General features: G+C 59.8%; 19 protein-coding genes. 7 read left to right on the forward strand and 12 right to left on the reverse strand.

Annotated elements, in window-relative coordinates:
• Positions 1-8: 8 nt before the first annotated feature.
• The 6 genes from IPM89_05475 to cobU all read right to left on the reverse strand — a co-directional run bounded on the left by IPM89_05475 (position 9) and on the right by cobU (position 7,363).
• The gene (locus tag IPM89_05475; protein ID QQS55259.1) at positions 9-3,287 is read right to left on the reverse strand and encodes an efflux RND transporter permease subunit; all 3,279 of its coding nucleotides are present in this window, start codon (positions 3,285-3,287) and stop codon (positions 9-11) included.
• A 1-nt stretch (position 3,288) separates the two neighbouring features.
• Complete coding sequence (locus IPM89_05480) at positions 3,289-4,341, reverse strand: efflux RND transporter periplasmic adaptor subunit (GenBank protein QQS55260.1); 1,053 nt, start codon at positions 4,339-4,341, stop codon at positions 3,289-3,291.
• 118 nt (positions 4,342-4,459) lie between these two features.
• Positions 4,460-5,206 (reverse strand): adenosylcobinamide-GDP ribazoletransferase, encoded by a 747-nt coding sequence (locus IPM89_05485; protein ID QQS55261.1) that lies wholly within the window; start codon positions 5,204-5,206, stop codon positions 4,460-4,462.
• A complete protein-coding gene (locus IPM89_05490) occupies positions 5,203-5,808 on the reverse strand; it encodes a histidine phosphatase family protein (protein QQS55262.1) in 606 nt (201 codons plus the stop codon). The genes IPM89_05485 and IPM89_05490 overlap by 4 nt, the downstream gene beginning before the upstream one ends.
• The gene (cobT, locus tag IPM89_05495; GenBank protein QQS55263.1) at positions 5,805-6,848 is read right to left on the reverse strand and encodes a nicotinate-nucleotide--dimethylbenzimidazole phosphoribosyltransferase; all 1,044 of its coding nucleotides are present in this window, start codon (positions 6,846-6,848) and stop codon (positions 5,805-5,807) included. Before cobT ends, IPM89_05490 begins: the two co-directional genes overlap by 4 nt.
• The gene (gene cobU, locus IPM89_05500) at positions 6,845-7,363 is read right to left on the reverse strand and encodes a bifunctional adenosylcobinamide kinase/adenosylcobinamide-phosphate guanylyltransferase (GenBank protein QQS55264.1); all 519 of its coding nucleotides are present in this window, start codon (positions 7,361-7,363) and stop codon (positions 6,845-6,847) included. Before cobU ends, cobT begins: the two co-directional genes overlap by 4 nt.
• Positions 7,364-7,586: 223 nt before the next feature.
• Between cobU and IPM89_05505 the strand changes: the two genes are divergently transcribed.
• The 4 genes from IPM89_05505 to IPM89_05520 all read left to right on the forward strand — a co-directional run bounded on the left by IPM89_05505 (position 7,587) and on the right by IPM89_05520 (position 14,463).
• Positions 7,587-9,869 (forward strand): sigma-70 family RNA polymerase sigma factor, encoded by a 2,283-nt coding sequence (locus tag IPM89_05505; GenBank protein ID QQS55265.1) that lies wholly within the window; start codon positions 7,587-7,589, stop codon positions 9,867-9,869.
• 50 nt (positions 9,870-9,919) lie between these two features.
• Complete coding sequence (locus IPM89_05510) at positions 9,920-11,377, forward strand: ATP-binding protein (protein ID QQS55805.1); 1,458 nt, start codon at positions 9,920-9,922, stop codon at positions 11,375-11,377.
• A 17-nt stretch (positions 11,378-11,394) separates the two neighbouring features.
• The gene (locus tag IPM89_05515; GenBank protein QQS55266.1) at positions 11,395-11,622 is read left to right on the forward strand and encodes a hypothetical protein; all 228 of its coding nucleotides are present in this window, start codon (positions 11,395-11,397) and stop codon (positions 11,620-11,622) included.
• Positions 11,623-11,724: 102 nt separating this feature from the next.
• Positions 11,725-14,463, forward strand: a complete 2,739-nt coding sequence (locus IPM89_05520; protein ID QQS55267.1) for a DUF3427 domain-containing protein — start codon at positions 11,725-11,727, stop codon at positions 14,461-14,463.
• 1,589 nt (positions 14,464-16,052) lie between these two features.
• Here IPM89_05520 and IPM89_05525 read toward each other — a convergent pair.
• Positions 16,053-16,331, reverse strand: coding sequence for a hypothetical protein (locus IPM89_05525; protein QQS55268.1), 279 nt, complete (start codon positions 16,329-16,331; stop codon positions 16,053-16,055).
• A 777-nt stretch (positions 16,332-17,108) separates the two neighbouring features.
• On the opposite strand from IPM89_05525, the gene IPM89_05530 reads away from it, so the two are divergent.
• Positions 17,109-18,287 carry a DUF1343 domain-containing protein gene (locus IPM89_05530; protein QQS55269.1) on the forward strand — a complete coding sequence of 393 codons (1,179 nt, stop codon included), beginning with the start codon at positions 17,109-17,111 and terminating at the stop codon, positions 18,285-18,287.
• A gap of 28 nt (positions 18,288-18,315) precedes the next feature.
• Here the strand turns inward: IPM89_05530 and IPM89_05535 are convergent, their stop codons facing one another.
• The gene (locus IPM89_05535) at positions 18,316-18,732 is read right to left on the reverse strand and encodes a hypothetical protein (protein QQS55270.1); all 417 of its coding nucleotides are present in this window, start codon (positions 18,730-18,732) and stop codon (positions 18,316-18,318) included.
• A complete protein-coding gene (locus IPM89_05540) occupies positions 18,729-18,875 on the reverse strand; it encodes a hypothetical protein (protein ID QQS55271.1) in 147 nt (48 codons plus the stop codon). Before IPM89_05540 ends, IPM89_05535 begins: the two co-directional genes overlap by 4 nt.
• Between IPM89_05540 and IPM89_05545 the strand changes: the two genes are divergently transcribed.
• Both IPM89_05545 and IPM89_05550 read left to right on the forward strand, forming a co-directional pair.
• On the forward strand, positions 18,874-19,779 hold the full coding sequence (locus IPM89_05545) for a GGDEF domain-containing protein (GenBank protein QQS55272.1): 906 nt from the start codon (positions 18,874-18,876) through the stop codon (positions 19,777-19,779). The genes IPM89_05540 and IPM89_05545 overlap by 2 nt on opposite strands.
• Before the next feature lie 4 nt (positions 19,780-19,783).
• Positions 19,784-20,605: an alpha/beta hydrolase gene (locus IPM89_05550; protein ID QQS55273.1), complete on the forward strand. Its 822-nt coding sequence runs from the start codon at positions 19,784-19,786 to the stop codon at positions 20,603-20,605.
• A 102-nt stretch (positions 20,606-20,707) separates the two neighbouring features.
• On the opposite strand, the gene IPM89_05555 is transcribed toward IPM89_05550, so the two are convergent.
• From IPM89_05555 to IPM89_05565, 3 genes are read right to left on the reverse strand one after another with little or no spacing between them, the layout of a single operon-like run.
• A complete protein-coding gene (locus IPM89_05555) occupies positions 20,708-21,436 on the reverse strand; it encodes an amino acid ABC transporter ATP-binding protein (GenBank protein QQS55806.1) in 729 nt (242 codons plus the stop codon).
• A gap of 56 nt (positions 21,437-21,492) precedes the next feature.
• Complete coding sequence (locus IPM89_05560) at positions 21,493-22,599, reverse strand: amino acid ABC transporter permease (protein QQS55274.1); 1,107 nt, start codon at positions 22,597-22,599, stop codon at positions 21,493-21,495.
• 3 nt (positions 22,600-22,602) lie between these two features.
• On the reverse strand, positions 22,603-23,784 hold the full coding sequence (locus IPM89_05565; protein QQS55275.1) for an amino acid ABC transporter permease: 1,182 nt from the start codon (positions 23,782-23,784) through the stop codon (positions 22,603-22,605).
• Positions 23,785-23,793 lie beyond the last annotated feature (9 nt).

A 23,793-nucleotide genomic window follows, 5' to 3' on the forward strand; every position in this document is an offset into this window, starting at 1 on the left:
GGTCGATATTAGCTTGGCTCCACACACAGCCGCTTGCGGAACGCCGCGTAATACAGCACCGGGATAAAGATCAGCGTCAGCAGGGTGGACACCATGATGCCGAAGATCAGGGAGATCGCCAGCCCCCGGAAGATCGGATCGTCGAGAATGAACAGCGCCCCCAGCATGGCCGCCAGCGCGGTCAGGATGATCGGCTTGGCCCGCACCGCGCTGGAGCGGATCACCGCCTCCTCGAACGGCGTCCCGCCGGCCACCTCCAGATTGATGAAATCCACCAGCAGGATCGAGTTGCGGACGATGATGCCCGCCAGCGCGATCATGCCGATCATCGAGGTGGCGGTGAACTGGGCGTGTAGCAGGGCATGGCCCGGCATCACGCCGATGATGGTCAGCGGAATCGGCGCCATGATGATCAGCGGCACCAGATAGGAACGGAACTCCGCCACCACCAGCAGGTAGATCAGGATCATCCCCACGGCGTAGGCGATGCCCATGTCGCGGAAGGTCTCGTAAGTAATCTGCCACTCGCCGTCCCATTTCAGGCTGTAGCCGTAGGGATTGTCCGGCTGGCGGATGAAGAACTGCTCCAGCGGTTCGCCGCCGATGGGCTGCTCCCGCAGGTGGGCGAAGATTTCGAACATGCCGTACAGTGGACTGTCGAGCGCGCCGGCCATGTCGCCGAACACGAACACCACCGGCAGCAGATCCTTGTGGTAGATGGCGTTTTCACGCTGGGTTTGTTCGATGTCGACGATCTCCGACAGCGGCACCAGTTGGCCGCCCTGGGCGCGGGTTTTCAAATCCAGCACGGTCGCCATGCCGGCCTTGGCGGCGACCGGCAGTTCCAGCCGCAGCGGGATCGGGTATTTGGCGGTACTGGAGTGCAGATAGCTGACATCCTCGCCGCGCAGCGCGGTGTTGAGATCGGTGGCGACCGCCTGTTGCGACACGCCGAGCAGGGCCGCCTTCGCCCGATCCACATGGGCGATCAGCCGTTCGGTGGGCGCTTCGACCGTATCGTCCACATCGATGATGTCCGGCGTGGCGCTGAAGATCCGCCGCACTGCCTGGGCGGCCTGAATCTGGCCGGGATAGTTCAGACCGTAGACCTCGGCCACCAAGGGCGACATGACCGGCGGACCGGGCGGCACCTCGACCACCTTGACGTTGGCGTCGTAGCGCTTGCCGATGTCCTGCAAGGGGCCGCGCACGCTCAGGGCGATGTCATGGCTCTGGCGATGGCGATGTTTCTTGTCAACCAGATTGACCTGGATGTCGCCGACATTGGCGCCGGCGCGCAGGTAATACTGTCGCACCAGGCCGTTGAAATTGATCGGCGCGGCGGTGCCGGCGTAGATCTGATAGTCGGTGACTTCCTCGACCGTGCCGAGATAGCGGCCCAGCTCGCCCAGCACCCGGGCGGTCTGTTCCAGCGTCGTCCCTTCCGGCATGTCCACGACCACCTGAAACTCCGATTTGTTGTCGAAGGGCAGCATCTTGAGCACGACCAGTTGGAAATAAGCCAGGCTGACCGAAGCGCCGATCAGCAGCAGCACGCCCACGCCCAGCACCCAGCGCAGCGGTTTACCCCGTCGCCCCCGCAGGAAGGGGCCGACCACGCGGCGGAACAGGCGATGCGCAAAATCTTCTCGACCTGTCCCAACGGTGGCTTCATGGCCCTCGTCTGCGTGCGGCGGCGAGGCCGAGGCCGCGCGCTTCTCCACCACTCGCCGCAGCACTTTGTAGGTCAGCCACGGGGTGAATACGAAGGCCACCGCCAGCGAAATCAGCATACCCATGCTGGAATTGATGGGGATCGGACTCATGTACGGTCCCATCAACCCGGAGACGAAAGCCATTGGCAGCAGGGCGGCGATCACGGTAAAGGTCGCCAGGATGGTTGGCCCGCCCACTTCGTCCACCGCCAGCGGAATTGCCTCGACCAGCTTGCGCCCGCCCAAGTGGATATGACGGTGAATGTTTTCCACCACCACGATGGCGTCGTCCACCAGAATGCCGATGGAAAAGATCAGGGCGAACAAAGACACCCGGTTGAGGGTGAAACCCCAGGCCCAGGAAGCGAACAGCGTGATCGTCAGGGTCAGAATCACCGCCGTACCCACGATGATGGCCTCGCGCCAGCCCAGCGCCACCAGCACCAGCATGATGACCAGACTGGTGGCGAAGATCAGTTTGTGAATCAGGGTCATCGCCTTGTCGTTGGCGGTGACACCGTAGTTGCGGGTGACAGTGAGGTTGATACCCTCGGGAATGAAGGTGCCCTTGAGTTGCTCGACGCGTTCCAGCAGTTGATCGGCAACCTGGACCGCGTTCTCACCGGGTTTTTTGGCGATGGCCAGGGTGACGGCCGGGAACTCGCCCCGGCTGTGGATGCCGTTCGCCGCCGCCGCCGGACCCGTACCCAGCCAGACGTAGCGCTCCGGCGAATCCGGACCCAGTTCAACCGTGGCGACATCGGCCAGATAAACGGGCGTGCCCTGGTGCAGCCCCACCACCAGACTGCCGATTTCCCGCGGGTCCACCAGGAAGCTGCCGGCCTGTACCGGAATTTCGCGGTTGTCGCCGACCAGGAAACCAGCGTCGGTCGAGGCGTTGGCGGCTTGCAGCGAGCGGCGCAAATCGGCCAGCGCCAGTCCGTAGCCGGACAGCCGGGCCGGGTCGAACAGCACCCGCGCCACCCGATCCGGCGCGCCGATGGTGTACAGGTCGCGGGTGCCGGAGACGCGCTTCAACTCGCTTTCCAGGGTGTGGGCTACCCGGCTCAGATCGTCGGCGCCGCGTTGCGGGTCCTCGGTCCACAGTGTCAGGGCGACGATCGGCACGTCGTCGATGCCCTTGGGCTTAACGATGGGCTGACCGACCCCGAGATTGGCCGGCAGCCAGTCGAGGTTGGAATACAGCTTGTTGTACAGCCGGACGATGGCGTCGGTGCGGGGCTGACCGACCAGGAATTGCACGGTCAGCACCGCCATGCCGGGCCGCGACACCGAATAGACGTGTTCGACGCCCTCGATCTCGGCAAGCATCTGCTCGGCCGGACTGCTGACCAGCCGCTCCACCTCGCGGGCGGTGGCGCCAGGGAAGGGGATGAACACGTTGGCGAAGGTCACGTTGATCTGCGGCTCTTCCTCGCGCGGGGTGACCAGCACCGCGAACACGCCCATCAACAGTCCCACCAGCGCCAGCAACGGGGTGATTTCGCTGAGCAGAAATTTTTTCGCAATCGCCCCGGACAGGCCGAGGCGCGGTTCGGTGGCGGCGCTCATGCTAGTTCTCCACCGTCCGCTGTAGTTGTTCCTTCAGGTAGACGCCGGCCCGGATCGGGTCCAGCGCCACCGGCTCGCCCGGTTCCAGTCCGGCCAGGATTTCGACCAGGTCACCCTCGGTCCGGCCGGGTCGGACCTGCCGCAGGGTGACGCGACCGTCCTTGACTACGTAGACGCCGCTGACTTCGCCACGTTGCGCCAAGGCCTGCTTCGGCACGGTCAAGCGGCTGTCCTCGCCGATTCGGAAAGCAACCTTGACGAACATGCCCGGATAGAGGTCTTTGGTCTTGGGCGGCAGGTAGACCCGCACCTTGAATACGTTGCTCCGCGGGTCGGCGTAGGGGAAGAAGGTCAGCTTTTTGGCGGCGATGCTGTTTTTGCCGTCCGGCGGCAGCAAGACCCGCGCCTGGCCGTGCTTGCGCACCGGCACGATCAATCGTTGGGGGATGTCGGCCACTACCCGCAGTTCATCGAGCGAGAAGCCGGTGATCAGTGGCTTGCCGGGCTGGACGGCTTCGCCTCGCTGTATGTGGCGCTCCAGGACGATGCCGCTGTAGGGGGCGTTGATGATGGTGTAACCCAGTGATTCCTTCGCTTGGGCGACGCCAGCCTGAGCGGCGTCGAGCCGGGCCTTGGCGGCATTGAAGCCGGCGGTGGCGGAATCCATTTGCGCCCGGGACACCAGTCGCCGCTCGTAGATATTCTTGATTCGGTTGTATTCGGCCTGGGCTTCGATATGGCGGGCCTGGGCTTCGCGCAGGCTGGCCTGGGCCTGCTCCAGTCCGGCGCGCTGCTCGATGTTGCGGATGCGGACGATCGGGGTACCCCGTGGGACGAAATCGTTGACATCCACCATGATGTCCTCGATCTGACCGGCGGTCTGGGCGGAAACGGTGCTTTGGTTGACCGCCTCGACCACGCCGTCGAGCACTTGCTCGTCGGGCAGGGTTTGCCGTTGGGCCTCGGCGACCGGAAACGGTGGTTCGGCGGCGAGGAGCGCCGGCGCGGCGGTCAACAGGCAGCAGAGCAGCAGCGGGCGTGTCGGTATGGGCATGGAATTCTCCCTTTGACCTGAGCGGGTATAAGGTCTTTATATATTAGCAATATCTAATGTTTCAAGGCGAAAAACAAAGGCATCGGAGAAAATCCATGGATCGATGTCCCCGAGCGGCTTATTCCACCAGCAGCGCCGGCACCAGCAGCGCGACGGTTTCGGTCAACTCGCAGGCGGCTCCGAGGATGTCGCCGGTGGTGCCGCCCAATCGGATCAGCAGCCAGTGACGCATGCCGAAAAACCCGCCGGCCAGCACAGCGAGCAGCACGCCACCCTGCCAGTCGAGCAGCCCGACCGTGGCGAGGGCCACCAGCAAAACCAGCGTGGCGCAGTTCAGTCGCGGCAGATAGTCGGCGTAAGGCGCACCCAGTCCTTCAGTCCGCACATAGGGCGTGGTGACCAGGAGTAGCACGATGACGGAGCGGCCCAGCACCGGCGCCAGCAACAGTATGGTGCGGGCATCTCCGGCCAGCAGCACTTGCAGGGCGGCGAACTTGCTCAGCAGCACCAATACGATGATGACCACCGCCATCGGGCCGCTGCGCGGGTCCTTCATGATGCTCAGGGTCCGGTCGCGGTCGCCGTGGCCGCCGATCCAGGCATCGGCGGTGTCGGCCAGCCCGTCCAGGTGCAAGCCACCGGTCAGTAGCACCCAGACCGCCAGCACCAGGGCCGCCAGCACGCCGGGGTCGATCAGCCAGAGCGTGGTGTGCAGTCCGGCCAGCAGCGCGCCGATGAATAGCCCCACCACCGGGAAGAACAGCACCGACAGCCCCAATTCTTCGGGGCGCGGCGGCGTGGTGGACGACGGGACCGGCAATCGGGTCAGCAATTGCAGGGCCAGGGCGAAGGCGCGGAGGATCATGCCACCTGGCCATTGTGAAACACCAGGCGAGGCTCGGCGTCTGGATCGTGGAACCAGTGCACCCGGCTGAGTGCCGCGAAGGGTACTTCGAAGCGCCACAGGCGTTGCAAGGGCATGTCCAGAATCCGGCGCAGCACCATGCGGATGGTGCCGCCGTGGGCAACCAGCAGCACATGTTGGCCACGATGGCGTTCCAGCAGCGCCGCCCAGGCTTGGCCGATCCGTCGGTCGAAGTCGGCGACGGGCTCGCCTCCCGGGATCGGGTGGGCGATGGGGTCGCGCCAGAATTGCGCCAGTGCCAGCGGGTCGCTGTCATGGACCTCGGCGACGCTGCGGCCTTCCCAGACGCCGAAGCGCAGTTCACTGAAGCCTTCGACGATTTCCAGGGGTCGATCCAGGCGTTGAGTCAGCTCGCGGGCGAACGCGGCGCAGCGGGTCAGCGGCGAGCTGACGATCGTTTGCCAGCCGCGAAAGTCCCCGACCGCCGCGCGCATCTGTTGCCATCCCAGCGGGCTGAGGGGATCGTCCAGCGCGCCGCGAAATTTCTTGCCGCCCGCCGGTTCGCCGTGTCGTAGCAGATCGACGGTGGTGAAATCGTTCATGTGCGCGAGACTCCGGCTTCGGCGAAGGTGGCCATGCGGGCGTGCAGGGCGGCGGCGGCGCGCAGGATCGGCATCGCTATCGCCGCGCCGCTGCCCTCGCCCAGGCGCATGTCCAGGTCGAGCAGCGGTTGCGCGTCCAGCGCGTCCAGCAGCCGGCGGTGGCCGGGTTCGGCGGAGCGGTGGGCGTGGAACAGCCAGGCGGACAGATCCGGCTGGTGCCGAGCCGCCACCAGCGCGGCGGCGGTGGCGATGAAGCCGTCCACCAGCGCCGGAATCCCCAGTTGGGCGCAGCGCAGGTAGGCGCCCGCCAGCGCGGCGATTTCGAAGCCGCCCAGTCGTTGCAGGGCCGCGAGCGGCCGGTCGGCGCGGTGACGGGCCAGCCCTCGTTCGATGGTCAGGGCCTTGCGGGCGACGCCGGCGGCGTCCAGGCCGGTGCCGGGACCGGCCAGTTGCGCGGCCGGCAGACCGAGCAGGGAGCAGGCGACGGCGGCGGCGCTGGTGGTGTTGCCGATGCCCATCTCGCCGCCGATAAACAGCCTTGCCCCGCCGATCGAGGCGCGCTCGGCGGCTTCGCGGCCCGCCGTCAGCGCGTCGTGCAACTGCTCGACGCTCATGGCCGGTTCATGGACGAAATTGGCGGTGCCGGCGGCGATCCGGGCATCCAGCACCCCCGGCAGATCGCCCAGCGCTTGCACGGTGCCGACGTTGACCACCTCCAGCCGGGCGTTCCATTCCTGGGCCAGCACGCTGATCGCGGCGCCGCCACGGGCGAAGTTGCGCACCATTTCGGCGGTGACGATTTGCGGAAAGGCCGATACGCCTTCGGCGACGACGCCATGGTCGGCGGCGAACACGCTGATCCAGACCTGATCCAACCGCGGCTGCTGGGTGCCCTGCATCGCGGCCAGGGTCGCGCCGAGCTGTTCCAGCCGGCCCAGCGAGCCGGGCGGCTTGGTCAGTTGCGCCTGCCGCTCATGGGCGGCGGCGAGCGTGGCGGCGTCGGGGCCGGGAATCGGGTCGTCAAACCAGTGATGGCTCATGCGGGGCAGTCCTTGAGGGTAAGGGGCAGGCCGGCCACCACGAGGGTGACGCGGTCACAGCGGCGGGCGACCGCCTGATGCAATCGGCCGGCTTCGTCGCGGAAGCGACGGGCCAGGGGGTTGGCGGGGACGATGCCCTGGCCGACTTCGTTGCTGACCAGCAGTACCTGTCCCGGCAGTCCCGGCAGCGTGTTCAACAGGGCGCGCGTTTCGGCGTCCAGGCGGTCGTCGCCGGTGGCCAGCAGGTTGCTGAGCCACAGCGTCAGGCAGTCCACCAGCAGACAGCGGTTCGGAGCGGCGTGGGTTTGCAGGGCGGCGGCGAGGGCCAGCGGTTCTTCCACCAGACCCCAATCGGTGGGGCGGTCGGCGCGGTGGTGGGCGATGCGCTCGCTCATTTCCGCGTCGCCGGCCTGGGCGGTGGCGAGGTAAACGACGTTCAGGCCAGCGGCGGCGGCCTGGCGCTGGGCGAAGGCGCTTTTGCCGGACCGGGCGCCGCCGAGGATGAGCTGTTTCATGTCAAGGGTGGTTATGCTTTTTTATCGCGAGCGCCCGTGGCGGGCGGCGTGGCCTAATTATCGTTGATTTCGGCGAATTGCCAAATCGGGCGAGTGGGGATGGGGGGAGACTGTTATGGCCTGCCGTCGGCAACCTTATGTTTTTCACTGACATATGCTATCTTTGTGGTACATTCTGAAGATACAGAGCATGCCTTGGTGAAACCTGTCAAGGCCGGACACGATGAATCCACTTCTCAAGATGGCTATTCGCGCTGGTGCATTGGATTTGGTTCGATTTCATCTCCAGCGCGGCGGCGATATCAACCGGCAGGATGACAGCGGTACTTCGCTGCTAATGTTCGCTGCCGTCCGTGGCCGTGCGGAAATCTGCCAGATTCTGGTGGATGCTGGAGCCGATCCAGTTCTGAAAAACCGTCAGGGCCAAGATGCACTGGATCTGGCTGGCATTGCCGGCCATGGCACAGTGGAAGCCATACTACGGGCCGCTGCTGCTACCCGCGTACCGGATCCCGATAGTCAGGCTGTCAATGATAAAACTGTGATTGAAGATCTGACGGATTCCTTTGCCGATGCGCTGGATTTTGACGCTATGGCCTGGGAAGCAGAGATCGAAACGCCGCCGCCAGAAGGCGATCTCGACTGCCTTGACAGCACCCGTGTCCTTCACCAGATCATATCCCATCACGTTCCCGTCGATACTGACGCGGACTGGTCGGATATTGAGATCGACCTGCCGAACCTGCCCACGAGCCGGCGTGATCGAGTGTGGGCCGAGCGCTGGGCAAGCATCACCCCGGTTTTGATTCAAGGTCTCCAAGTCGGGAGAGTTTCCCGCGCTGACATCGAATACGCACTACAGCATGACCAACCCGATCTGGAAATGCAGGAGCTATTGCTGAATCGTATTCTCGGAGAACTGGGCATTCAAATTGACGACTGGGTGGATGATGATTTGCCGCCTGACTTCGCTCCTCTGGATCCTGAACAGGAGAATCCAGAGGAGCCGATCATCGATGAAGCGCTGTCCTTTATTGAATCATGGCTGGATCAGCGCATGGAGCCTGTTGGTTGCTATCTACGTGATCTTGGTGACTTTGATTTGCTGACGGCTGAAGAAGAAATTCAGGTTGCCCGGTGCATTGAGGAAAGCGTCAGCCAAGTGCTGCTGGTTCTGGCTGATTATCCGCTGACCATTAGCGAACTGCTGCGACTTTATGATTTGGCCTGTGAGAATGGTAGTCTGCTGACCGAAGTAATCAGTGGTTTCAAGGATGTCGAAGACGTTGCGCCGCCCTTGCTGGACGTTGAATTGCTGCTGGCCGCTGATGACCAGGATGCGGTGGTCGCTGGTGACAAGGCGGCAGCCTTCGATAACGAAGACGAGGATGAGGACGAAGACAGCACATCATCTGCTGCTGAAAACACCCTCGATCCTGAGGAAATCGCCCGTCACTTCACAGAATTGCGCTCCCTGTACCAGCAGACCCTTTCCAGCATTGATAAAGTCGGTCTCCTGAACCCTCGGGCACAGGCACTGCGCCAGCAATTAAGCGAGTGTTTCCTGCAATTCCGCATTGCGCCGAAGACGCTGAATCGGTTGATTGCCCAAGTGTATGGCATGGCTAAACGCATTCATGCCTTGGAGACGCGCAACCCGGATCGGAACGGCCCGCACCTACAGCAGGAACGGGGGGCCATTGAACGGGAAACCCATCTTCCGATTGAATTCATCGAAGATCTCAATTATCGACTGTCAAGCAGCGATGCCAAAGTCCGCCACGCCCGGCATGAAATGACTACGGCCAATTTGCGACTGGTGATTTCCATCGCCAAGAAGTACACCCATCGGGGCTTGGACTTTCTCGACCTGATTCAGGAAGGCAATATTGGCTTGATGAAGGCAGTGGATAAATTCGATTACCAGCGCGGCTATAAATTCTCGACCTATGCGACGTGGTGGATTCGGCAGGCCATTACCCGCGCCATTGCTGATCAGGCCCGCACCATCCGCATTCCGGTCCACATGATTGAGACCATTAACAAACTGGACTGGATTTCCCGGCAGATGTGGCAGGAGGCTGGACGAGAACCTACCCCAGAGGAGCTATCCATACGGATGGAGATACCCGAAGACCGGGTGCGTAAGGTGATGAAGGTCGTTGAGGAACCGATTTCGCTGGAAGCGCTGATGGATGATGGCGAGGGCGATGAAAGTTTTGCTGATCGGCTGGAAGACTTGCAGGCCGTATCGCCGGAACAGGCAGCGATCAACGACAACCTGGAAGAAAACATTCGCCGACTGCTGGATGATTTCAAGCCACGGGATGCTGAAGTCATCCGCCTGCGCTTTGGAATCGATAGACCGTTTGCACAAACCCTTGAAGAAATCGGCCAGCAGTTTGATGTGACCCGCGAACGTATCCGCCAGATCGAAGCCAAAGCGCTAAAAAAGCTGGCTCATCCCAATCGTTCAGACCTGTTGCGTGATTTCCTGTCGCCATGACTCAAGCCAGCATGACCCGATCCCGACATGCGCCGCCCAAAGCCAGCGCGATGCTCGAAGCCCTGCGTGGGCTGGGCTACTCCACCGCTACCGCCTTGGCCGATGTCATTGACAACAGCATCGCCGCCCGGGCTGCAACCGTCCATCTCCGGTTTGTGTGGGCTGAATCGGGTAGCGCCATACACATTCTTGACGATGGCGATGGCATGGACGCCGACGAACTGGACCAGGCTATGCGGCTGGGCGAACGCAACCCACTGGACCCCCGTGCTGCTGACGATTTGGGCCGGTTTGGACTGGGCCTGAAAACGGCTTCACTGTCGCAATGTCGGCGGCTGACCGTCGCCAGTCGTCGGGACGGGCAAACCCACTGCCTGCGCTGGGATCTGGACGAGATTGCCCGGCGTCCTGACGATGGATGGTATCTGCTGGAAGATGCCGCCGATGGTTCGGTCGAGTACCTTCGGATTCTGGATGAACAGCCGCAGGGAACCCTGGTGTTATGGGAAATTCTGGATCGGATCATCACGCCGGGTTTCAGCGAACAGGACTTTCTCGACCTGATGGATCGGGTCGAACAACACCTGTCCATGGTCTTTCACCGTTATCTTGACGGGCTGCATCCCCGGCTGCGGATTCTGATTAACGACCGTCCGGTCAAGCCGTGGGATCCGTTTCTGATCGACCATCCCGCCACCTGGTCTTCCCCGGTGCAACCCTATCGGATCGGGGCAGCTCTGGTTGAAGTTCAAGGCCATGTACTTCCGCACCATGATCGGCTGGAGTCCGGAGCCTATGAACCGGCCGGTGGGCCGGAAGGCTGGACCTCGCAACAGGGCTTCTACGTCTATCGTAATGCCCGGCTGCTGGTCGCAGGTGGTTGGCTGGGACTGGGTCAGGGACGCAGTTGGACACGGGAGGAAGCCCATCGGCTGGCGCGGATCCGCATTGACATCCCCAACAGCGCTGATGCCGACTGGAAAATCGACATCCGCAAGTCTACGGCCCGGCCACCGGTCGCTCTGCGTAGAAGGTTGCTCAGCCTTGCCGAGGATATCCGTCAGCGTGCGCGACGGGTTTTTGCTCACCGTGGGCGGATAATCCAGGTGGGTGGGAAAGAATCACTTGTGGAAGCCTGGCAGGCCGAACAGGGCAATGGGGGTATGCGCTACCGAATCAGTGAAGACCACCCAGCCGTCAAAGCCGTTCTCGAAAGTGCCGGGGCACTGCTTCCACAAATCCGCGTCATGTTACGAGTAATCGAGGAAACCGTGCCGGTGCAACGCATCTGGCTGGATACCACCGAGGGCAAGGAAGTCCCACGTACCGGCTTCGTGGGCGAAGCGCCAGCCGAGGTTGTGGCTGTTCTGGAGGTGATGTTCAGGAACATGATCCAGAGAAAGGGCCTTTCGCCACAGATGGCGCGTGAGCAACTGCTCCGCACCGAACCATTTCATCAGTATCCCGATCTGGTCCGCAACCTGCCGGACATTCCGACCCTCGCATAACTTCCCCAGAGATCCGCATGAACGCGAACGAGCAGAAAATCGTCAAGATGACGCAGGAGATGTTGCTGGAAGTTGAGGATCGCAGCCATATCACGCCAGCGATCATCCAGGAACACATTGACCAGATGGTGAATCTGTACCGCCTCAAGCAACCTGACTGGGGTAAGGATATTGATTGCAGCGCCGTGATCGATGAAATGATCCGCCGTTTCAGCCAGTGGATTGGTAATACAAATTTCCGGTAATTTTTCGCATTTAGGGTTCCCGGATTCCGTCATTCCCGCAGATATGGGAATCCAGTCAGCCGCTGAAAAATTGATTTATATTTCGGCTAAATTGTAATTATAATGAACATTATAAACAATAAATCTTCGGTTCTTAATTTACCAAATGACGCCCGAATGTTAGACATTATTCGGGATGGTCTTACTTGGGCTGACGAAGCTGCATTTGCAATATCATTTACTCGTTGCAGTGGTTTGTCGCTTTTGCTTGATTATCTCGTAAAATTTGGTTGTCGCCGTGCAAAATTACGCTTGTTGACATCCACATATCTAAATATCACTCAGCCTGATGCGCTGGAATCAATACTTTCTCTGGAAGGTATCGAGTGCCGCGTTCAAACTGGACATACAGCCTTTCACACAAAATTTTGGATGTTTGGTAATCATCAAGTTTGGGTAGGTTCTTCAAACCTTACGCGAGGTGGATTAACGAGCAATGTCGAGTGGAATCTAGTTACTCAAGATCAAATAGCAGTTGCTGACGCAAGGCTTAATTTTGATACTCTTTGGAATCGGCCTGATGTTCAACCGCTTACTTCCGATTTAATTCATTCTTACCGTCAGATATTGAGGGAATTAAACCATAATCTATCTGCCGATATACCAAAGTTTGTAATCGCTCCGCAGCCAAACAAGGCTCAAATCGAAGCATTAAAGCAGCTTGCTGAAATCCGGCAATGTGGGGAAAAAAGCGCGGCTGTAATCGCCGCTACAGGTGTGGGAAAAACTTATCTTGCCGCTTTTGACTTTAAAGCATCAAGTTCTCGGACACTGCTTTATGTTTCGCACCGAAAAGAACATTTAGATCAGGCATGGACTACCTTTGCTAACGTACTCGGTTCATCAAAGGAATTCGGCTTTTTGGTCGAATCCTACAAAGATATAGATGCTGAAATCCTGTTTGCCAGTATACAGGCGCTATCAAGAAACCCCAGTGTGCTAAATAGGCATTTTGATTACATTGTGATAGATGAATTTCACCATGCCGCAGCGCCGAGTTATGCGCCGTTGAAAATCACGGCTTCACAAGGATTTCTGTTAGGTATGACTGCGACTCCTGAGCGCCAGGATGGTCATGATGTTCTGGAGTGGTGTAATTGGAATGTGGCGTATGAAGTCAGATTGCCGGAAGCAATACGTCGGCAATGGCTTTTGCCGTTTCACTATTTTGGGATTGCAGATGACACCGTTGACTTTGAGCGATTATGGAGAAAAGGCGGTTTCGATCCAGATGTGTTGGAAAATGCGTTGATGATTGAAAAGCGTGTTGACCTCATTCTCGAACACGCGATCAAGCACGGCTACGATGGGGTCAAACGCGCTACCGTAGGTTTCTGTGCGGGGGTTCGGCACGCTCGATATATGGCAGAAGCCTTCACACGAAGAGGATTAGAGTCCGCCTATGTAGATGGTAGTATGAGCCTAGAATCTCGCAAGGCTATCTACGCGAATCTAGGGGATTCTTCGCATGTACTGGAATGGCTATTCGTCTCGGATGTTTTAAACGAAGGTGTCGATATTCCAGCAATCAACAGCCTTCTATTTCTTCGACCGACCGATTCTCCGACAATTTTCATTCAGCAGCTTGGGCGGGGTTTGCGCCTTTTCGACGGCACGGAAATGTTAACCGTTTTGGATTTTGTTGGACATCATCGGAATGCTTGGCTTGCATTGCGTGCGCTCCACGATCCCGGCAGGGGACGCAACCCGTCCAGCATTCCAGAATTGGATATTGACCCGCCCCCCGGATGTGAAATAGTGCTTCAAGATCGAACCAAGGAAATATTAGTCAAGATTCGCAAGCAAACCATGTCAATTAAGGAACGCTGGATAAATCTTTATCAGCAGGTCAGGCAAGATTTAGGGCATCCATTGCTGCCGGTAGATTTTTTGCATCGCGAGGATGTTGCCGATTTAGGTCACTATCGCCGAGCGTTTAAGACTTGGTTGGAGTTACAGATTGCGGTTGAAGATGCTACAGAATGGTCGTCAGGATTAGCGAGAGATTCTGCACTATTTAGATTACTTGCTGCTGCTGAAAAGGATTGGCAACGCTCTAGAATATCCGCCTACGCTGCACTATGGGCAATGTGTTCTAACCCTGAACAGCCGCAAGTGGGTTTTAATGATTTCTTTATTCATTATCCTCGTTGGCAAGTCGAGAAAGAGTCTTTTAGCATTGGATTTGCAGGGGTGCAAAAATGCTTAGACAATGACTTATTAGATGGTGCATGTTTAAGACAAGATATTTTTGTGATGCCTTCAAACAAAGAAGTTTTGTTTCAGATTGAAGGACGTTTAGCTTGGACTCTTGATAGAGACTGGAAAATGCGTCATGGTGGGATTTTGAGGACGCCATCAGATATAGTTTTACATCGAAAATACTCAAGAGCCGAAGCAGTAAACTATTTTGGAACACAGTATGATCCACAACGTCATAATGTTGGCGTTTGTTGGTTTGGCAATGAATGTATGATTATGACCAAAATAGACACCAGTGGAGCGCATTCCCAGTTTCAGTATTACAATCGACTTGTGGACAATAAAACTTTTGTATGGTCTAGTCAAAACAGGCAGCGCCGAGATAATGAGGCAGGGCGAAGAATTATGGAGCATCAACAGCGGGGACTGAACTTACATTTATTCGTTCAACCGCGATCTCACGAATCTGCTGTTTATCTTGGTAAAGTACGGTTTGTTTCTGCTGAAAGAGATGCGCCGATGCTGGTTACATTTGAGCTTGAAAATACGTTGCCTTCTGCTGTTGTAGCGGAACTGACCGACAACGACTCCGTCGTTTGAAAAATGCTGACATTGCGCCGGGTCGTAATGAATGGCGTAATGACCATCCTTGGCGAAATGACTCATCACCGTCGTGGCGGGCTGATCCGCCACCTGCACCCGGAACCGGTCGTCGAAATGACCCGACGCCCAGTTTCGATGGCGGGGCGCCAGCGCGGCTGGAAACTGATTCGCCTTGGGCGAAACTCCCTTCCGCCCGGCGTACACGGAACAGAACAGGTAGCGCGCTAAATCCTCCGGCATGTGGGCGCGGGTTTCGTGATTCAGCACCAGAGGTGGATCTTGGCCGCGATACCAGGCAGCCAAATTTTCCGGTAAGCCGACGGCAAAGCCAGCCTCACTGGATGGGGTGACGCTACGCCCGCCCCGTGGCAGGTTCGAGTTTGCTACCTGTCGGGCAGATTCCTCAAAGGCGATGCGCAACTCGGCATTCTCGATGGTCCGCGCGCTATGGGTGAAAAGCGGCAGCAGGGTGTCCTGCCAACTGCCAGCCTTGCACGCGCTCCTGAGCCAGGACAGCCCACTGCGCAGTGGAGGTAGATCGGTCAGCGCGTGCCGGGTGAAGACGCTGGGTCGTTGCTCCGTCCCGGTTAGCGGACCGAGGCATGGAAAAGCATTACCCAGACGGTCGAAGGTGTCGGCCAGATCTTCACGCAGCCCAAACAGAATTACCCGGTGCCGATTCTGAGGGATACCATAGCGCTCTGCTTGAACGATAAACCGCTCGGCTTGGATCAATGTGGGATCTTGTCCATGCCGGAACGAACTGCCGTCAACCAGCGAATAAATCCGGTACCGTGGAAGTCGTCGCCGCTTATCCTGTCCATAGGCGCTGGCCGGGCTGGCCAAATCCTGAAGAATACGTGGGAACAGACGTCGACCGGCGATCTGTGATGACAGGATACCTTTGACGTTTTCCATCACGAACGCCACCGGCCGATGGTTGTTCAACAGATCCAGATAAACGCGGTATAGAAAGTGTCGGCTATCCAAAGCGGGCTGGTAGCTGTCAATACCGATATTGCGAGACCGTCCTACTGAGGAATAGGCTTGACAGGGAGGACCACCAATTAGCACCAACGGCTTATCAGCGTTTGTCCGCACTCGACGAATCAGGGTTTGTAGCTCTAGACCAGTGTCTGGTTCGCCCAAGGTGCGTTGCAGCGTCTCTTCGCCCGCCTGCTGCCAAGCGACTCGGGCTACATCGCTGTCAGGTGCAACCGGTGATTCCCGCTCTCCCCGCACATAGGCGTAGTAGGTGTCCAGTGCGGACTGGTCACTCACCTGCATCAGTCGGCGGTAGAAACCTCGCAGCCGCAGGGTCCGACAGGCGGCGGGATCCTTCTCGACCGACGCGATAATCCGAAACGGTCGGTAACCGGGACGAGGCTCAAGAGTTGAAAACCCTTCGCCCAGACCGCCGGGGCCGGCGAACAAATCCATCACCCGGATCTGCGTGTCGATCTGATCCGTCGTCTGGCGCAACGACTCGGACCGGGGTTCTGCTCCTGTGGCCTCGAGCGATAGCCCCAGGACAGGCGTTGATGGCTTAGTCACGGAACGGTATGGAGGCTGGGGCCGCCCCGCGCTCATGCATCCAGCCGGATGCTACAGGCGTTCATCATGATGGGATAAGCTGCTTCATAAACGCCATCGCCCAGAGTGGCGAACAGTTCGTCCAGTACGAACCGGACTTCCCCTGTTTCCCGGTTCCGGAACATCTTTTCGCCATTCCGGATGACCACGATATCCGCCGGATCGTCATCCGGGTGAAAAAGCAGGCCCCGACACTGCATTTCGGAGAACCACTGCAATGCGTCGTCAAACGAAACCGCGCTCAGTTTCGGGATGCGGGATACGGAATTCATGCGACGCTCCGGGCTTCATGGGTGAATTTGACAGACATGATAGCGCAAACCGTGTCAATTATCCATGCAACTCAATGATATAAATCATATTCTAACGATCAGGCCAGCCTGCTGGTTCAGCGGTTCGGCGCAGTCGTGGGCACGGACGCCACCGCAACAGGACAACCACGCCATGGGGTCGCTGAGATTGGGTTGTCGAGGAAGAGCGTAGCCGAACACCGTTGTTGTTGAGTGCGGCGCGGCTGCTTGGCGCGGGTGGATTCTTTGCCGCCGACCACAAGGCGTGCCGCGTCGCTATCGGCGAGCGGTTCTGCCGATGTGGTCGATGACTGTTTCCCGCTGGTGCTCAACAGCGGGCGGATTCGCGATTAATGGTACATCCATGATCCACACCGACAAGACCGCGCGGCTGACCGGGCATATCCCCGAGCCCTATGTGGAGATATAGCTCTCCGCAATGAGTTGTGGTCGATTCGGGAGCGGAAATCCCCCCAACCCCCCTTTTTCAAAGGGGGCGCCGTGTCAGCGGCGGGGGATTGATCTCGGCGGTCCACGCTTCCACAAATCTAAAGAGGGTTGCTATATATCCGGTGGATGCGCGGGCCTTCGGCGTCAGCGAGAACACGCTGGCGCGGGCGGATCAACACGGCACTCAATTCGGCGGTCGATCCCTTCAAAGCCGGCACTCACTGTGGTTCCTGCTTGCCGGAACTACGACAACTCATCAAGCAGGGCTAGAATCGACGCTTCCGAAACCACCAAGGAGCGATGGCCCTGATGTCCCGCGTTCAGACTGGCCTGGAAGTACTGATCAGCGACTTTCCCGAAAAAATTCGTGGCGCCCGGATCGGAGTGGTATGCCATCCCGCCAGCATCGACGCCGAATTGCGTCATGCGCTGGACCTGTTGCCGGCGGCCGGCGCCCGGATCGTCGCCATCTTCGGCCCGGAGCACGGCGCCCGAGGCGAAGCGCAGGATATGGAGGATGTTGAGGATGTTTCCCTCGATCCTCGACTGGGGGTTCCCGTCCATAGTCTGTACGGCGCGACTTTCGAGAGTCTGACGCCCCGTCCCGAACATCTTCGGGGGCTCGATGCCCTGGTCATCGACTTGCAGGACGTGGGCGCGCGCTATTACACCTTTGTGTGGACCATGGCCTTGTGCATGGAAGCGGCCGGCAAGGCAGGGGTGCGAGTGCTGATTTGCGACCGTCCCAATCCGCTCGACGGTCTGAGCACCGAGGGCAATCTGATCAAGCCGGGCTTCGAGTCCTTCGTTGGCCTGCATCCTGTTCCCAATCGCCACGGGCTGACGCCCGGCGAGGTCGCCCGCTTTGTCCAGCGGCGGCGCGGTGTCGAATGCGAGTTGGATATCGTGCCCATGCGCGGCTGGCGGCGCGAGATGTTTTTTGAGGAGACGGGGCTGCCTTGGGTCTATCCCTCGCCCAACATGCCCACGGTCGATACCGCGCTGGTCTATCCGGGCATGTGCCTGGTGGAAGCCACCGACCTGTCGGAAGGGCGGGGGACGTGCCGGCCGTTCGAAGTAGCCGGCGCGCCGGGTATCGATCCCGAGGCGCTCGCCGCCGACCTGTCCCGCCGGAATCTCCCCGGTTGCCGGTTTCGCCCGCTCTATTTCCGGCCCAAGTTTCAGAAGCACGCCGGGAACACCTGCGGGGGTGTGCAAATCCACGTCACCGACCGCCGGCTTTTCGATTCCTGCGCGACCGGAGCCGCTTTTCTGCAAAGCGTCAAGCGGGTTGCCCCGGAGGTATTCGCTTGGCGAGAAAAACCCTATGAGTTCGTGACCGACATGCCCGCCATCGATCTGCTGGCGGGGGATGAACGGCTGCGGCTGGCGCTGGGTTCCGGCGGCGATCTGGCGGAACTGACTACCGACTGGGCGCTGGAGCGGGCGGCGTTCGAGGCGGTGCGGCGGGAGATATGCCTTTATTGATCGGGAACGGCCAACATCCGCAGTAGCTTTAAGAGCTTGGCGGAGACGGTTTTGCCGTGACCTTGCGCACGATCAGCGGGACGAATTTTTCGTGGACGCCCTGTTGCAGCGTTCCCAGGGTGGCTTCGATGCAGAACACGGTGAGGGGTGGCGACAGTTCGAGGTGATCGCCAACGGTGGCGGGATTCTCCAGCCAGGCCCAGGCCCGGTCTCCGACGGATTCCGGGAAAGCAGCCAGCAGATCATCGATGCGGGGACCGATGAAATCGAAGGAGATGGCATATTCCCGTCCACCTGCGTCGGTACTGAGGGTGATGCTGACCATGCGCCGCTCCGGGCGGGTCAGGTGGTTGATCGGGAGATCGAAAAAGACCAGCCGCGTTGCCGGTTGGACCCCGGCGCGGAGCAGGTACAAACCATAGTCGGGGAGAAACTGGGAACTCATTCGTCGCCTTTCTTGCCGTGAGGTTTGCCGTTCGATGACATTCCGAATAACTGGGCGAGCCGGCGGGCGCCCACGTTCCGGTCAAGCCAGGCTATCCTTTTCTCATTCTCCACCGAGCGGCGGTTCGCCGCGATAGCAAGCATGTTAACCACCATCAATACAGTATTAGCCCGTTGGTCGCGCGCGCAAGTGTTCGCTCTTGCTTTGGGCGGCGTTTTACTGATTGGGCTGGTCGACTACCTGACCGGGTACGAACTGGGGGTTTCGCTGCTGTACCTGGTACCGATTGACGTTGCGGCCTGGAACGTCGGGCGGCGGGCGGGTTTTGGCATGGCGGTGCTGTCGGCCATCGTCTGGTTCGCCGCCGACTGGGGAGCCGGACACTCGTACAGCCATCTGGCGATTCCACTTTGGAATACCCTGATCCGCCTCGGTTTTTTTCTGAGCAACGTTTTCCTGCTGGCCGAACTGCGCGAGCATCTAACCAACGAACAACGGCTTGCCAGAATGGATGCGCTAACCGGAGTATTCAACTCTCGGGCGTTTACGGAGCAGTTGGAGTACAACCTCGGGCTGGCCCGGCGTAATGGAAGTACATTGACGCTGGCGTATATCGATTTGGACGATTTCAAACGTATCAACGACAGGCATGGCCATGGCGAAGGCGACCGCTTATTGCGCGTGGTTGGGCAGACCCTGAGGCGAGGCACCCGCCGCACGGACCGGGTGGCACGCCTGGGCGGCGACGAATTTGCCTTGTTACTGCCGGATACCGACGCTGGGGGGGCTGTGGAAGTGATTGGGAAGGCCCGGCATCTGCTGCGGGAGTCGCTCGATGCCGCCGGCTTTCCGGTCACCTGTAGCGTTGGCGCGGTGACGTTTCAGCAAGCCCCGTCCAGCGCGGACGAGGCCGTCAAAGCGGCCGATCATCTGATGTATCAGGTCAAGAGTCAGGGCAAGGATGCGGTGGCGTTCGGCGTGATCGGGCCGGACGGCGGGGCGATCCAGCCCGGCGCCGCCCCGATCCCGCAAGACCCGCTAGCGTGAACTGATGCCCAAGCTCTCCCCCGCCAACGCCATCAACCGCCATGCCGATTTTCCATCCCGCCATATCGCGTCCCGGCATGTCGATGTGTGGTGTCCGCCAGAAGATGGAACGGGTTTGGCAACCCGGTACCCTGTCATCTACATGCATGATGGCCAGAATCTGTTCGATCCGGCCCTGTCCTTTATCGGCGTCGATTGGGGCATGGACGAAGCGATGATGCGCCTGATTCGTGAGGGTCGCCATTCGGGCGCCATCATCGTGGGGATTTGGAACAGTCCGTTACGCTTACAGGAGTACATGCCGCAACAGCCGCTGACGTCCTCCCAAGGGCAACGCATCCTGAGCCGATTTATCGAACAGACGGGGGGAGAGCCGCTGTCGGACGGGTATCTGAAGTTTCTGGTTGAGGAACTCAAGCCGTTCATCGACACCCATTATCCGACCATGCCAGACCCCGCGCATACCTGGATCATGGGGTCCAGCATGGGCGGGCTGATTTCCCTGTATGCCGTGATCGAATATCCCGATATCTTCGGCGGCGCGGGTTGCTTGTCCACGCATTGGCCGATTGGGGAAGAGGCGCTGGTGGATGCGCTGGGAGCGGGTTTAGCGCCAGCGGGCCGGCATCGGCTGTATTTCGATTACGGTACCGAGACCCTGGATGCGGACTACGAACCCTGGCAACGGCGCATGGACGGGTGGTTGAGAACGGCGGGCTATCGGGAAGGTCAGGATTGGTCAACGCGGAAGTTCGAGGGCGCGGAGCATTCCGAGCGGGCCTGGCGGGAGCGAGTCCATATTCCGTTGGCGTTTCTGCTGGGGTAACTCGATACCGAGGCCGGCCTGCGAACCGTGGCGCCATCCCTGGCCCGAGTGAGGTTTTCATGGAGCTTGTCGGTATCGATCGTGGCAAGGATCGCCTGAGCTTCAGTTATGCAGGATCTGGCTCAAGAATAGTTTGGTCCGATCCGACTGGGGATGGGTGAAAAATTCCTCCGGCTCGTTCTCCTCGATGATCTCACCGCCATCCATGAAAATCACCCGATGGGCAACGGTCTTGGCGAAGCCCATTTCATGGGTGACGCAAATCATGGTCATGCCGTCCTCGGCCAGCGTCACCATGGTTTCGAGCACCTCCTTGATCATCTCCGGGTCCAGCGCCGAGGTCGGCTCGTCGAACAGCATGATTTTGGGGTTCATGCACAGGCTGCGGGCGATGGCAACCCGCTGCTGCTGGCCGCCGGACAACTGACCTGGGTATTTGTCGGCCTGCTCGGGGATCTTGACCCGCTCCAAATACTCCATGGCCATGTCCTCCGCCTGTCGGCGTGGCAGCTTGCGCACCCAGATCGGCGCCAGCGCGCAGTTTTCCAGCACGCTCAGGTGCGGGAACAGATTGAAGTGCTGGAACACCATGCCCACCTCGCGGCGGACCTGCTCAATCTGTTTCACGTCGTTGCTGAGTTCCTGGCCATCGACCACGATTCGGCCGCGCTGGTATTCCTCCAGGCGGTTGATGCAGCGGATGGCGGTGGACTTGCCGGAGCCGGACGGGCCGCAGACCACGATGCGCTCGCCTTTGCGGATGGTCAGATTGATATCCTTTAGCACATGGAAAGTGCCGTACCATTTATGCACCTTTTCCATACGGATCATCTCTTGCTCGGACAGCGGCGCGGGAGAGGGTTCAGGTTCATTCATCGGTCGGTTTCCTAACGCTTGTGGCCGGTGTGCAGGCGTTTTTCCAGGTTCTGGCTGTAGCGCGACATGCCGAAGCAGAATAGCCAGTAGACGGCGGCGGCGAAGACGTAGCCCTCGGTGGAGAAACCCAGCCAGGCCGGGTTGGTGGTGGCGTTGTGGACGATGTTCATCAGATCGAACAGACCGATGATCAGCACCAGCGAAGTGTCCTTGAACAGGGCGATAAAAGTGTTGACGATGCCGGGGATGACCAGTTTCAGAGCCTGCGGCAGCACGATCAGCGCCATGGTCTTCCAGTAGCCCAGCCCCAGCGCCGCCGCGGCTTCGAACTGGCCCTTGGGAATGGCTTGCAGGCCGCCGCGCACCACCTCCGCCATATAGGCCGACTGAAACAGGGTGACGCCGATCAACGCCCGCAGCAGCTTGTCGAAATTCACCCCCACGGGCAGGAACAGCGGTAACATCACCGAGGACATGAACAATACGGTGATCAGCGGCACGCCGCGCCAAAGCTCGATAAAGGTCACGCACAAGGTCTGGATGGCCGGCATTTGCGAGCGCCGGCCCAAGGCGAGCAATATCCCAAGCGGCAGGGCGGCGGTCATGCCGACCCCGGCGATGACCAGGGTCAGCAGCAGTCCGCCCCAGCGGCTGGTGTCCACCACCCGCAAGCCGAACAGGCCGCCCTTGAACAGCACGAAGGCGACGAGCGGATAGACCACCAGCAACCCCAGCCCCCACCGTACCTTGAACTTGTTGGGCACGGTGCGCGTGAATAGCGGCGCCGCGCCGAGGATCAGTAACAGCAGGGCGGCGTTGACCCGCCAGCGCTGCGTTTCCGGGTAGAAGCCATACATAAACTGCTCGAAATTAACCCGGATAAACACCCAGCAGGCGCCGCCGTTCGCTTGGCAGGCTTCGCGGCTGTCGCCGTTCCAGGTGGCGTCCAGCAGCGCCCAGCGCAGCAGGGGAGGGACGGTGAGGTAGAGCAGGTACGATGCCAGTACGGTCAGCGCGATGTTGAACGGCGAGGAGAAGAGATTGCGGCGCAGCCAGCCGAACACGCCGATGGTGCTGGCCGGCGGCGGATCGGGACGAGAGATATGCGCTTCGGCCATCGTTCAACGCTCCACCAGGGCGACCCGCCGGTTGTACCCATTCATCAGCAGCGAAATCAGCAAACTGATGGTCAGATAGACCGCCATGGTGATGGCGATGCACTCGATGGCCTGGCCCGTCTGGTTCAGTACGGTGCCGGCGAAGGCGGCCACCAGGTCCGGGTAGCCGATGGCGGCGGCCAGCGAGGAGTTTTTGATGAGGTTCAGGTACTGGTTGGTCAACGGCGGGATGATCACCCGCAGCGCCTGCGGCAGGATGATCAGCCGCAGCGTCAGCCTGGAGTTGAGACCCAGGGAGAATGCGGCCTCGGTCTGACCGTGGCTGACCGCCTGGATACCGGCGCGGACGATTTCGGCGATGAAGGCGGCGGTGTAGATCGACAGAGCCAGCAGCAGGGAGGCCATCTCCGGGATGATGACCAGGCCGCCCTGAAAGTTGAAGCCCCGCAGCTCCGGATATTGCCAGATCAGCGGTGAGCCGGTCAGCCAGAACGCCAGCAGCGGCAGGCCGAGCAGTAGCGCCAGCGAGGCCGAGATCGTGGGGAATGGCTGACCGGTCGCTGCCTGTCGCCGCTTGGACCAGCGCACCAGGATAAAGATCAGGACGAGGGCCAGAGCGAACGTTGCCAGCACCCAGCCGAATCCGGATTGAAACCGCGGCGCGGGCAGGTAGAGCCCGCGAATGTTCAGAAATACGGCTTCGCCCAGGCTCAGGCTCTGGCGCGGCGATGGCATCGCCCGCAGCACCGTGAAGTACCAGAAGAAAATTTGCAGCAGCAGCGGAATATTACGGAAAGTCTCGATGTAGGCTAAAGCCAGCTTGGCGATCAGCCAGTTTTTCGACAACCGGGCGATACCGACGATGAAGCCGATCAGAGTAGCAAGCACGATGCCCAGCGCGGAAACCAGCAGAGTGTTCAGCAGGGCGACCCAGAACACCCGGCCATAGCTTGAGGTTTCGGAATAGGGAATCAGGCTTTGAAGGATGCCGAAGCCCGAGGATGTGGAGAGGAAGTCAAAACCGGAGGCGATACCCAGCCGCCGCAGGTTGGTTTGGGTATTCTCGAAGAGGTAATACCCAAAGGCGACGGTGGCGGCGAGGGCGATGATCTGAAAAGCGATGGCCCGAATTTCCGGGTTGTTCCAGAACGGCGGCTTGACTGGCGTAAAGGTGTGCTCGGCCATGCGGATCTC

Source organism: Candidatus Competibacteraceae bacterium (assembly GCA_016699715.1).
Lineage (GTDB): Bacteria > Pseudomonadota > Gammaproteobacteria > Competibacterales > Competibacteraceae > Competibacter.